A 12,061-nucleotide genomic window follows, 5' to 3' on the forward strand; every position below is an offset into this window, starting at 1 on the left:
TCGTAGCGGAGAATTGATGCCCTCTGTGGTTTCAAGGGCTTACGGATGATTAATAATCAGAATTCTTGAAAGAATTGATGCCGCTCTGTGCCGTGAAGTTTCTTCAGGCTACCTCACTGAGAGAATGCGCTCTCGCTCCAGGACTTGGCGGACCTCTTCGCTTGCGGCCTTGATGTTCCCCTTCGGAAAGGGGATGTAGGTAAGCCCGGCGATGTTCGAGAAACTGGAACAACCATCCTCCAGCATGATGATCGCACGCCTGAATCCGAGGCGCCCTTGGAAGAGCCCTGCTTCGTGGACGACGTTCTCACGGGCTCGCCGCGTTTGATCAGCCTGTTCATCCTCCGGCGTCATGATGAGGAATGCGAAGACGGCTGAGTCGAGCATCTCTTCCAGCCGCTCCTTTGTCGTCAAGCCAGCGGCAGGCGCCATATTGAACTCGTCCGCCTTGAGCCCAAGCCGCTCTTGGATTTGGTAGTTCTGACTTCCAGCATTCGTTAAGCGCGCGCCAGAGCGGAAGGATGATCATGCGGCCACGCTGGACAGTTGTCGGGGCGTTGCTCCTGTTCGTAAGCGGGTGCGGAACGACCGGGGCCATCCCATCACCGGGGGCACAGGCAGCGCGCTCCAAACTGGAAGGGCCACGGATCAGCGTCGTTGCTGGGAGTTTCAAGCCCACTTTTTACTATGGCCCGTGGCAGTGCAGTCAGCGGTGGATGACCTACTGCCACAGGCAGTGTGCAGCCGAGGGCTACGCCCTCAAAGGCTGCATGTGGATTGCTGATCTCAAGCTGGATTGGGAGGGGACGCTCCACAACGCGGGCGGACGCTACGCGATCACTCACTGTTGCTGTGCCTATCCCGTACTCTCGAAGGAGGCGACGAAAGCAGCCCGCACTCGGTGGGAGAAGTTCCGCGACTCCTTTCGGAAGGACTGGGGCGAGAAATTTGGAGACTGGCCAGCGGGAGAAGACGCGTCTTGGCCCGGCCATCATCTCCGCGATCTCAAGCATGGCGGCGATCCAGTTGATCCCGACAACATCCTGCCGACGCCCCCCACCATTCACGACCTACTGAACAAGGAGTATCCGAGGTGCTACGACGGGCTGCCGCCCTGGAATACGGTCGGACCTGATCTTCCCTACGTGGATTAGTGACGATGCCGACGCCCATTGACAGCTTGCTTGAAGAGATTTCACGCGATCACTTCCCGCATCCACCCGCCACGCCTGCGGAGATCGAGGCATTCGAGCAGCGCGTAGGCTGGAAGCTGGATCCAGACCTGCGGGCCTTCTATCTGCACTGCGATGGAGCAGAGTTGCTCAAGCCCCGTCCGGTTTCGCCTTATCGGATCCTTCCCTTATCCAAGATCGTACGAGCGCGCGTTGCCATCTACGGAGAGGATGAGGACAAGCTGGGCCCGGCTTCTGTGTACGCCGTGTGCGACGTTCAAGACGGCAACTACATCGTGATCGACGTGAGCCAGCCGGTGAACGGTCGCTATCCCCTCTTCGACGCGTGGCACGAGGCATGGCCGGATCCGTACTACTGCGAGAAGGTCGAAGACGCGTTCTCAGAGTTCTTGGAAGCGGCTTTGCGTTCCCGCCGTCCCGCCTACTGGCTGGAACGGTAAAGAGAAGACCCTCAAGGTGCACCGCGCCCGCATCATCCAGAAGCTGGGAGTGGACTCGATGGCGGAGCGGGTGCGGTTCGTGGACCGGCTGGCCCAGAGCTGAGCCCGCGCTGTGTAAGCACAAAGTCCTATATCCACTTCCTGACACTTCCAGTAAAGAGCGGGGCGCTCGCTGGCTGTCTCCAGCGGAGCCCAGTGATGCGTCACGGGGTGCTTGTCGACCGCTCGAACCCGGGCGGCACCGCCATCTCCGTGCATGACACCTGATGCGGAGAACTCATGAGTGACACCCAGCGCCTGCCAGAATCCCTGGTGGGATACACGCGCCTGTCCACTGTTGCCACCCTGCTGCTCACCTCGGCCGCGCTCGCGCAGCCTGCGGGCCTGCCAGCGTTCGAGCTGGAGCGGCTGCAACTCAATCCCGGCGCCCGTGACAGTCTCGTGTTGTCGACGGGCGACCTGCTGCAGCGGGGCCAGTACCGCCTCGGCCTCACCGCGCATTATGAGCGCGAGCCGCTCGTGCTCCTCGAGCACGGCGAGCAGAGCGCCACCATCATCTCCGACCGCGTAACGGCGCACCTGAGCGGCGCCTACGCCGTCACCGACTGGCTCGAGCTGGGCGCGCAGGTGCCCGTGGTGGCCCAATGGGGCCCGGACATCTCGGCGCTGGGCCTGTCCGCGCCCCGTACCCTGGCACTCGGCACCCCCTGGCTGCAGGGACGCGCCGGCCTCCTCTCCGAACGGGGGGGTGGACCGCTCGACCTGGGCGTGCACCTCGGCGCGGCGCTGCCCCTGGGCAGCTCGGCGGCCCTCACCCGGGATCAGGGCTTCGTCTTCTCCCCTCGCCTGGGCCTCGGCAAGCAGCTCGGAGACACCTGGCGCGTGGGCGCTGATGTGGGCGCGCTCGTCCGCACCAAGACGTACGCGCTCTCCGGCAACACGCGGAGCCCCCAGGACGAGCTGGGCGTGGAGGTGCATGGCGGCCTCAACCTCTCCGCCGCCCTGTTCGGCCTCAAGGAGGAGCTGGTGGTGCGCGGCGCGCTGCCCGTGGCGCGCTCGCCCTCCTCCCTGGAAGTGCTGCTCGGCCTGCGTGCCCCCCTGGGCGCTGGAGCCGAGGTGTACGCCATGGGCGGCCCCGGCTTCGGAGAGACTCCCGGCACTCCGCGGTTCCGCGTGCTCGCGGGCGTCTCGTTCACCCCCGAGGCCGCTCCCGTGAGCCGGTGCGTGGAGGGCCAGCCCTACGCCCTGGCCCAGTGCCCGGAGCTCGACGCGGATGGCGACGGCGTGAAGAACGTGGCCGACCGCTGCCCGTCCGACAAGGGACTCGCCCAGCTCAACGGCTGCGCCGACACCGATGACGACAAGGACGGCATCCTCAGCCTGGCTGACCGCTGCCCCGCGCAGGCGGAGAACACCAACGGCTATCAGGACGACGACGGCTGCCCAGATGATCCGGATACGGATGGGGATGGCCTCGCCGACTCGAAGGACGCGTGCCCGCGCGACGCGGAGGACCTGGACGGCTTCGAGGACGCCAACGGCTGCCCGGATCCGGACAACGACCAGGACGGCCTCGCCGACGCACGCGACGCCTGCATGAACGAGGCGGGCCCGAAGGAGAACCGCGGCTGCCCCGACAAGGATCGCGATGGGGACGGCCTCGTCGACCGGCTCGACAACTGCCCCGACGAGAAGGGCCCCGAGAAGAACAAGGGCTGCAAGGAGAAGCAGTTGGCGCAGATCGACGAGGGGCAGATCCGCATGCTCGAGTCCGTCTTCTTCGAGCAGAACGAGGACGTCATCAGCAAGCGCAGCTACAAGCTGCTCGACACGGTGGCGGCCATCCTCCAGTCGCACCCGGAGATCCAGAAGCTGCGCATCGAGGGCCACACCGACAACAAGGGCGATGCCGCGTACAACCTGGAGTTGTCGCAGCGCCGTGCCGAGGCGGTGGCGAAGTACCTCGTGGGCAAGAGCGTGGTGCGCGAGCGCCTGGACCCCAAGGGCTTCGGTCCGGCCCAGCCCATCGCCAGCAACGACACCCAGGAAGGCCGCGCGAAGAACCGCCGCGTGGAGTTCAAGATCGTTGGAGACGTCGAGGGCGTGAAGACGCAGCAGGGCGCGCCCACCTCCGATACCCTCGAGAAGTGAGGCGACATTTCATGGATACGTATGACATTGAAGCTCTCTGCCAGGAGTCGGCGGCCGTGAAGCGCTCGCGCGCGGGTATCTCCGCGGCGGCGCTCGCGCTCGCCCTCCTCTCCACCCTCACCGGCTGCGGGACGGATGTCTCGCAGCCTCCTCCCCCCGGGCCCACGCTGGCGAGCCAGTCGCGGCCCCTCGCCGGAGACGGAAAGCTCCAGCCCGGCGAGCAATGTGACGATGGCAACACCACGAACGGCGACGGCTGTTCCAGCACCGGCGTCATCGAGTCCGGCTACCTGTGTCACGTCCCCGGCCGGGCCTGCTCCCTGGCGAGCCTGTGCGGCAACAACACGACGGACTCGGGCGAGGCCTGCGACGACGGCAACGTGACGGACAACGGCAACGGCTGCTCGGCCACGTGCGACCTGTCGCTGTGCGGCAACGGCGTATTCAACAACCGCCAGTACCCGTCCTTCGCACAGGAGATCTGCGACGACGGCAACCGCTTCGAGGGTGACGGGTGCAGCCGGCTGTGCGAGGTGGAGCCCGGCTTCGCCTGCGCGGGCAACCCGAGCCGCTGCGTGCCCGCGGGCGTGGCGCTGTTCAACACCGGCGTCGACGCGAACAACCGCCGTCTGGAGACGGGGAAGGATCCCCACTGGTTCTACGTGGGCACCACCACGGGCGCGGACCCCGGCCCGCGCAACGCCTCGGACTGGCCGCAGGAGGTCCAGACGGCGCGCTTCATGGCGCCGCAGGACTCGTTCACCTGCGTGTACCAGGACTTCATGGTGCCTTCGACGACCCACGTCCCGCAGTTCCGTCTGCAGCTGGCCACCTTCAACGACAACGACTTCTCCAGCGCCAAGGTGAACGGCGTGAACATCACGCCCGTCATCGTCAACAACCCACCCGGCCAGCCCTGGCAGAAGAACATCTTCCGAGAGTTCGGCACTTCGGCGGCCTGGCGCGCCGGCCTCAACCGCATCGAGCTGTGCAATGAAAACGATCCCGGCGAGGAGCCCAACGCCTACCGCTATCTCTTCGTGGACGCGTACGACGACAAGTGCGGCGACGGGGTGATTTCGCTGCGCGAGGAGTGCGACGACGGCAACACCACCCCGGGCGACGGCTGCAACGCGAGCTGCGGCATGGAGCCCGGCTACGCCTGCACCGGCCAGCCCAGCCAGTGCGCCGCCACCTGCGGCAACGGCGTGCAGAACGCGGGCGAGCAGTGCGACGACGGCAACACCACCTCGGGTGACGGCTGCAACAGGAGCTGCCGGGTGGAGGCCGGCCACGCGTGCCCCATCGCCGGACAGCCCTGCGTGACGACCTGCGGCAACGGCGCCATCGACCCCGGCGAGCAGTGCGATGACGGCAACGGGTACAACTCCGACGGCTGCTCCGCGGCGTGCCGCATCGAGCGCGGCTACGAGTGCGCGGACGCTCCGTCCGCCTGCGCCCCCCTGTGCGGCAACGGCCGGATGGACAGCGGGGAGCTGTGCGACGATGGCAACACCACCCTGGGGGATGGGTGCTCCAATGCCTGCACCCTGGAGCTGGGCTACGCGTGCCCCACCGTCGGCCAGCCCTGCGTGCAGACCTGCGGCAACGGCACGGTGGACCCCGGTGAGCAGTGCGATGACAACAACCTGGCGCCCCTCGATGGCTGCGGCACCGAGTGCCGCGTCGAGCCGGGTTACGCCTGCAGCACGCCCTCGAGCGGGTCTTCCGTGTGCGCCGCCACCTGCGGCAACGGCACGCTGGATCCGAACGAGCAGTGCGATGACAACAACACGACGGCCGGTGATGGCTGCACGCCGGGCTGCCGCGTCGAGACCGGCTACTCCTGCAGCGGGCAGCCGAGCACCTGCGGCACCGTGTGTGGCGACGGCATCCTGGCGGGCGGCGAGCAGTGCGACACCGGCAACACCACCGCCGGTGACGGCTGCGATGCGTCGTGCCACATCGAGACCGGCTGGAGGTGCCCGGCACCCGGGACGGTGTGCTTCCAGACGTGCGGCAACGGCACGGTGGAGTCCGGCGAGCGGTGCGACGACGGCAACACCACCGCCGGCGATGGCTGCGGCGGCACCTGCCAGGTCGAAAGCGGCTACCTCTGCAGCGGCGCCCCCAGCGCCTGCCTCACCACGTGCGGTGACGGCATCGTGGCGGGCACCGAGGTGTGCGACGACGGCAACCTGTCCGGGGGCGACACGTGCTCCCCGCGCTGCCTGTGGGACGTGGGCCAGGCCTGCACGGCTTCCGGCGTCTGCGACGGCATCTGCAACCCCGCCAACAACACCTGTGCGCTCGCCAACGTCTGCGGCAACGGCCTCGTCGAGGGCTCGGAGAGCTGCGACGACGGCAACACCGCCTCCGCCGACGGCTGCAGCTCCACCTGCGCCCTCGAGCCCGGGTCCAGCTGCTACGGCAACGCGCCGTCCATCTGCCACCTGAACTGCGGCGACGGCAATCTCGGCGAGGGCGAGCAGTGCGACGATTCCAACGTCACGGCCGGTGATGGCTGCGCCACCCACTGCACCATCGAGGCCGGTTACAGCTGCACCGGCAACCCGTCGGTGTGCGCGGTGCGGTGCGGCGATGGCGTCAAGGCCGCGTCCGAGGCCTGCGACGACGGCAATACCGTCTCCGGTGACAGCTGCAACTCCGCCTGCGCCGTGGAGAGCGGCTCCAGCTGCCAGAACACGGGCGTGCAGGCCTTCTTCACCCGCCGCGGCCGCACCGACTGCACGCAGGTGTCGAGCCTCACCGCTCCGTCGCTGGCCTCCAGCACGTCCCAGCCCGTGCTGAGCGTGCCGGGCCGCTACCGCATGCACTACGTCTCGGGAGCCGTCAGCTACTCGGGCGGCGTCAACTGGTACCCCGGCATCCTCGGCGTCAACGTCGACGCGGGCGCCGGTGTGCAGCGCTTCTCGCTCGGCATCGACTCCCCGACCGTCCCGCCCTCCGCCACGCGTGATGAGGCCATGACACTCGGCTTCCCGCTGCTGCGCGACTTTGACGCGGGCACGGGAGAGGTGCGCCTGGCCCTCATCGACACGGACTGCGACCTCGGCGACAACAGCGACACCGCCGTCACCTACCGCGTGGACGCGCTGTCCATTTGCCAGTGGATTCCCGCCATCACGAGCCCTTCCTCGGGTGGCCTCTCGGGTCCGAACATCGGGGGCACCGCCTCGCCGGGCGCCACCGTGCATGTGTACATCGACGGCGGCACCACGCCGGCCTGCACCGCCACCGCCGATGCCTCCGGCCATTGGACGTGCACCCTCTCCGGCGTCGACGCAGGGCCGCACTCGGCCGTGGTCACCTCCACCCTCGTGGGTGCCACGGAGACCGCACCCGCCATCAACTTCACCCTCGACCTGACGCCGCCGGCCGCGCCCGTCATCACGGGTCCGAAGCCGGACTCCGTGCTCGCCATCTCGACGCCCGCGCTGAGCGGTGCGGCGGACCCGAGCAGCGTGGTGACGGTGCGCGAGGGCTCGACGGTGCTGTGCACCGCCACCGCCAATGACAGCGGCGAGTGGAGCTGCACGCCGTCCACGCCGCTCGCCGATGGCCCACACACCGTGACGGCCACGGCCTCCAACGCCGCGGGGACCACCAGCCCGGTGTCCAACTCCGTCACCTTCACCACTGACACCCAGGCGCCCGATACCACCATCCGCCACGGCCCTCCCTCGAGCACCGAGGACAACGCCGCGGCGTTCGGTTACGCGTCGAACGAGAATGGCGTGCGCTACGAGTGCAGCCTGGATAGCAGGGACTACGCTCCTTGTGAGGACGCCTACGACGTCAAGCCCGGGGAGCACACGCTGAGCGTGCGCGCCGTGGACGCCGCGGGCAACGTGGATGCCACGCCCGCCGTGTACACGTGGACGGTGGAAGACACCCGCACCTTCGCCGGTGGTGGATGCAGCGCGGCGCCCGCCTCGTCGTGGTTGGCGCTGCTGGGCCTGCTGGGGCTGCGCCGCAGGAGCCGCCGCTGAGGCTGTGAGCAGTCCCTGAAAGACCCCCGGGGGTCCACGTAAGGCATGCAGCACGGCCCCGCGTTCCTGAAGAGAGGGACGCGGGGCCGTGGAGGCTGGCTACGCGCGCTTTCGCCGCGAGCCGCCGTGCAGCGGCAATTTCGGCTCGGCCAGCGTTGCCATGGCATCCACGAAGAGGCGGACCTTTGCCGGAAGCTTCAGCCGACTTGGGTAGACGACGTGGATGGCCCGCAGCATCGCGGGCCTGGGGCCGAAGAGGACCTTCAGCCGGCCGTCACGGACTGCATCCCGGCAGAGGATGGCCGGGACGCGCGCGATGCCGACCCCGGCGATCGCCGCCTCGCACGCGAGTTCGAGGTCATTCACGGTCAGGACCGGATCGATTCGAGTCTTCACTCCCTCGGCCTCCCACGTCTCGAACGCACTGAAGCCAATGCAGCGTGCGGAGCGGAGCTCCCTGGCGCTCGGCGTGCCGTACTTCGACAGGAAGCGAGGGCTCGCTACGAAATGGACCGGACCCTCGCCGAGCTTTCGCGCCACGAGTGACGAGTCGTCGAGCGGGCCGATGTGAATCGCGACATCCAGCCCCTCTTCGATGAGGTGGACCCGGCGGTCCGCCAGCACCAGCTCCACCCGCGCCTGGGGATGGCGGGCGAGGTACTCCGAAATCACGGGGGTCAGGTAGCGCCGCCCGTAGAGCATCGGCGAGGAGACCCGCAACAGGCCGACTGGCTCCGCCTGCCGCTGTTGCACCTCACTGTTCGCCTCGTCGATCTGTGCGGCGATGGCGGCGCAACGCTCGTAGTACGTCGCTCCGGCCCCAGTGACCCGCAGGCGCCGCGTCGTTCGCTCCAGAAGCCGCACCCCAAGCCGCTCCTCCAGCTTGCGGATACGCTCGCTGATGGTCTGCTTGGTGATGCCGAGCTGGCGCGCCGCCCGGGTGAAGCTCTCCTCTCGAACGACCGCGGCGAAGAGCATCATGTCGGCGGGTGAGATCATGACCGTCAAGCCTAGCCTGACAATGAGTTCGCCTGTGGCTGCATTGTCTGTGCGCCCCGGTCGCCGCATGTTGCCGCTTCCCGCCACCCCCAGGAGCGCACCCATGAAGCTCTATTTTGCCCCCAGAACCCGAGCGACCCGTGCCCGATGGCTGCTGGAGGAGCTCGGAGTACCGTACGAGCTGGTCAAGCTCGACCTCGCTCGACAGGAGAACGCCACCCCCGCATACCTGGCGGTGCATCCGCTGGGCGAAGTCCCCGCCCTGGTGGATGGGGACGTCACGCTGCTCGAGTCCCTGGCCATCTGCCTCCATCTGGCCGACCGGTTCCCGGAGAAGCACCTGGCGCCACCGGTGGGCTCCGCGGAGTGCGGCCCTTATTACCAATGGATGGTCTTCGCCGAGGTGAGCCTCGACCCCGTGGTGATGGCGTTCTACAGGCACGCGCAGTTGCCCGAAGAGCAGAAGGCCCGCGCGCACTCGGAGGAAGCGCTCGCGAAGCACAGGACCCGCCTCACGGCCGTGCTCGACGTCATCCAAGGGGGCCTCGGCGGCCGTGAATTCCTCGTGGGAGGGGCGTTCACCGCCGCCGATGTGGTGATGGCGTCCATCCTCCACCTGGCAAACACGCTGAAGCTGCTCGACGACCATCCGCGGTTGGTGGAGTACGTCAAGCGCCACAGTCAACGTCCTGCGGTGAGGAAAGCCGTCTCGGGGTGAGGCCGATCGAGATCCTCGTCGAGGTCGGACGACGCCTTATGGTAGGCGGCCAGGAAGACCTGATCGTGGACGTGACGCTCAACCTCCTCGCTCAGCGCAAAAAAGGGTTGAATCCATGGCGGAGCAGGACCTGAAGGGCAAGACGTTCCTCGTCACCGGGGCCAACTCAGGCATCGGGCGGTCCACGGCGGAGGCGCTCGTTTCACGCGGAGCCGCGGTGGTCATGGCCTCGCGCTCGGCCGAGCGCACCCTGCCCGTTCTCGAGGACATCCGCCGCAAGCACCCGGGCGCCGACCTGGAGTTCCTCGCGCTGGACCTCGCCTCGCTGCGCGCAGTGAAGGAGTCCGCCGAGCGCTTCCTCGCCACTGGCCGGCCCCTCGACGTGCTCATCAACAACGCGGGCATCGCCGCGACGCCCGGGGTGACGCAGGACGGCTTCGAGGTGACGTTCGGGACGAACCACCTCGGGCCCTTCCTCCTCACCTCGCTGCTGCTCCCCCGGCTGCAGGAGGCGAAGCGGGCGCGCATCGTCAACGTGGCGAGCCGCGCGCACCAGCGGGTGCCCGGCATCGACTGGGCCATGCTCGAGCGGCCCACGCGGAGCGTGCAGGAGCGGCTGCGAATGTACGGGGTGAGCAAGCTGATGAACGTGCTGCACGCGGCCGAGCTGGCGCGGCGGCTGGCCGGCACCGGGGTGACGACCTACTCCCTGCACCCCGGCGTCGTGGCGTCCGACATCTGGCGGGAGGCGCCCTGGCCCATCCGCCCGGTGATGAAGCTCTTCATGCTCTCCAACGAGGAGGGCGCGCGCACCTCGCTGTACTGCGCCACCGCCCCGGAGCTGGAGAGCGTGTGCGGCCGCTACTACGACAACTCCCGGGAGCGGACACCGAGCCGCCTGGCACAGGACGCCGCGCTCGCGCGCGAGCTGTACGAGCGCTCCGAGGCGATGGTGAAGCGCGTGCTCGGCTAAGCGCCACTCGTCACTCGGCGATTGTTACTGAAGCGAGGACGCGGAGCCGTGGAGGCAGGCTCAGTCGAAGAGGCCTTGGAGGTAGAAGCGACCGTCCTTCGCATCCCGGAAGACCCAAGCTGGCCCCAAGCCCTCGAAGTGGACCCGGTAGTAGTCGCGGCTGTAGGGGTCGGCGGCCCACCACTCGCCGCTCAGGCGCTCGGGGCCCGCCATCGACGTCACCCGGCGCCGCTTGCCCAAGAGCCACGCCGCGAGCAGCTCGCCGGACTCGGCCACCTCGGCATCCAGCGTGGCCGGCTGCTCCAGCAGGCGTGAGGGACGCTCCCGGGCCACCTCGTCCACGGGCACCTCCACTTCCGCTTCCGGCAGCAACTCCCCCGCCATGCCTCGTGGCGAGGACGGAGGACGAAAGGCCCGCGCCGCGTACGCCTGCTCGGGGCGGTGGACCGACTCCAGCGCCGCGGAGAAGAGCGACTCCTCGCCCAGCGTCGTGGCCAGCCGCGACAGCACCACCTCCAGCGCGGCGTCTCCCTCCGGGGTGTCTCCCAGCACGAGCTGCTGGCCCCGATCCTCGCTGTGCTCCTCCACCCGCACGGAGAGGCTCGCCACGGGGTTCTCCAGCCGCAGGTCCGCCATCTGGTGGCGCGCCAGGTCCAGCAGCAGCTTCGAGCGCGCCGCGGGCCGGGCCAGCGTGAGCGGCAGTTCCACCTTGCCGGTGGGATCGAGCTTCAACGTGAAGAGCAGCCGCACCGCCGCCTGGCGCCGCCCCGCCAGTCGCGCGCAGAGCCGATCCAGCAGCGTCTTGAGCGCGAACTGAAGGGGCTCGAAGGACTCGGCGGGCCAGTCCAGCGTCATCCGCTCCTCGAGCACCTCCTCCAGCACCTCCGCGACGAAGGGCGTGTCATCCCCTCCCCTGCACAGCGTGTGGGCTCGCAGGGCGCCCGCGCCTCCTCGCGCCGTCACCGCCCCCGAGGGCAGCGCCGCCACCTCTCCCAAGGTGCGCAGCCCCAGCGCGGCGAATGCCTCGCTCTCCTTGCCCTCCAGGGCCGCCAACGGCAGCGGCGCCAGCGCCCGAGCGCTCCCGCCTTCCGGCACCACCAGCACCGGGCGCGTGCCGTAGCGAGCCAGCACTCGGGAGGTGAACAGCTCCGAGGCCACCACCGCCCGGCCCCGGTAGCCGTGGCCCGAGCAGACCTCTAGCGCCCGCAGGCACAGCCCCTCCTCTCCGCCAAAGAGGTGCGCCGCGCTCGCGTCGAACCACATGCCCTCTGGCGCCGAGAGCTGGAAGCCCGGCGCGACGCACATCAGCGCCTCGCCCAGCGAAGTCAGCGCGCGGGCCTCATCATCGGCTCGGTAGGGAAAGTGTTGCAGCGAGGGCTCCAGGGCCGTCGCGGCCGTCAGCGTCATCCCCGTCCGCACGCCCACCTTCAGCGCGCTCGACGAGGCGAACGCCACCCGCCGCTGGCCGCGCACCTCTTCCTCGAGCGCGAAGGGCTGCCCCGCCAGCGAGGGCACCTCGATGACCTTGCGCTGCGCCGGAAAGCGCGAGAAGTGCAGATACCCCCACCGCATGT

At 68.6% G+C, this 12,061-nt stretch carries 10 protein-coding genes; 7 read left to right on the forward strand and 3 right to left on the reverse strand.

Going from position 1 to position 12,061, the window contains the following annotated elements; genetic code table 11:
• Positions 1-108 precede the first annotated feature (108 nt).
• Positions 109-471 (reverse strand): TIR domain-containing protein, encoded by a 363-nt coding sequence (locus tag SYV04_RS15675; protein ID WP_321547050.1) that lies wholly within the window; start codon positions 469-471, stop codon positions 109-111.
• A gap of 245 nt (positions 472-716) precedes the next feature.
• On the opposite strand from SYV04_RS15675, the gene SYV04_RS15680 reads away from it, so the two are divergent.
• The 4 genes from SYV04_RS15680 (at position 717) to SYV04_RS15695 (ending at position 7,797) form a co-directional block, all read left to right on the forward strand.
• Positions 717-1,154 (forward strand): hypothetical protein, encoded by a 438-nt coding sequence (locus tag SYV04_RS15680; protein WP_321546584.1) that lies wholly within the window; start codon positions 717-719, stop codon positions 1,152-1,154.
• Positions 1,155-1,159: 5 nt separating this feature from the next.
• On the forward strand, positions 1,160-1,633 hold the full coding sequence (locus tag SYV04_RS15685) for an SMI1/KNR4 family protein (RefSeq protein WP_321546585.1): 474 nt from the start codon (positions 1,160-1,162) through the stop codon (positions 1,631-1,633).
• Between the two features lie 279 nt (positions 1,634-1,912).
• The gene (locus SYV04_RS15690; protein ID WP_321546586.1) at positions 1,913-3,784 is read left to right on the forward strand and encodes an OmpA family protein; all 1,872 of its coding nucleotides are present in this window, start codon (positions 1,913-1,915) and stop codon (positions 3,782-3,784) included.
• Between the two features lie 11 nt (positions 3,785-3,795).
• Entirely contained in the window at positions 3,796-7,797 is a 4,002-nt protein-coding gene (locus SYV04_RS15695; RefSeq protein WP_321546587.1) for a DUF4215 domain-containing protein, read from the forward strand.
• 99 nt (positions 7,798-7,896) lie between these two features.
• Here SYV04_RS15695 and SYV04_RS15700 read toward each other — a convergent pair whose 3' ends face one another.
• Positions 7,897-8,901, reverse strand: a complete 1,005-nt coding sequence (locus SYV04_RS15700; protein ID WP_321546588.1) for a LysR family transcriptional regulator — start codon at positions 8,899-8,901, stop codon at positions 7,897-7,899.
• Between SYV04_RS15700 and SYV04_RS15705 the strand changes: the two genes are divergently transcribed.
• Genes SYV04_RS15705 through SYV04_RS15710 form a run of 3 tightly spaced genes read left to right on the forward strand, consistent with a single transcriptional unit; the run spans position 8,900 to position 10,487 of the window.
• Positions 8,900-9,514: a glutathione S-transferase family protein gene (locus SYV04_RS15705; protein ID WP_321546589.1), complete on the forward strand. Its 615-nt coding sequence runs from the start codon at positions 8,900-8,902 to the stop codon at positions 9,512-9,514. The genes SYV04_RS15700 and SYV04_RS15705 overlap by 2 nt on opposite strands.
• Entirely contained in the window at positions 9,511-9,648 is a 138-nt protein-coding gene (locus SYV04_RS43745) for a hypothetical protein (RefSeq protein WP_422723943.1), read from the forward strand. The genes SYV04_RS15705 and SYV04_RS43745 overlap by 4 nt, the downstream gene beginning before the upstream one ends.
• Positions 9,630-10,487 carry an SDR family oxidoreductase gene (locus SYV04_RS15710; protein WP_321546590.1) on the forward strand — a complete coding sequence of 286 codons (858 nt, stop codon included), beginning with the start codon at positions 9,630-9,632 and terminating at the stop codon, positions 10,485-10,487. The genes SYV04_RS43745 and SYV04_RS15710 overlap by 19 nt, the downstream gene beginning before the upstream one ends.
• Positions 10,488-10,547: 60 nt before the next feature.
• Here SYV04_RS15710 and SYV04_RS15715 read toward each other — a convergent pair whose 3' ends face one another.
• On the reverse strand, positions 10,548-12,059 hold the full coding sequence (locus SYV04_RS15715; RefSeq protein ID WP_321546591.1) for a Y-family DNA polymerase: 1,512 nt from the start codon (positions 12,057-12,059) through the stop codon (positions 10,548-10,550).
• Between the last annotated feature and the right edge of the window lie 2 nt (positions 12,060-12,061).

The organism is Hyalangium ruber, from assembly GCF_034259325.1.
GTDB lineage: Bacteria > Myxococcota > Myxococcia > Myxococcales > Myxococcaceae > Hyalangium_A > Hyalangium_A rubrum.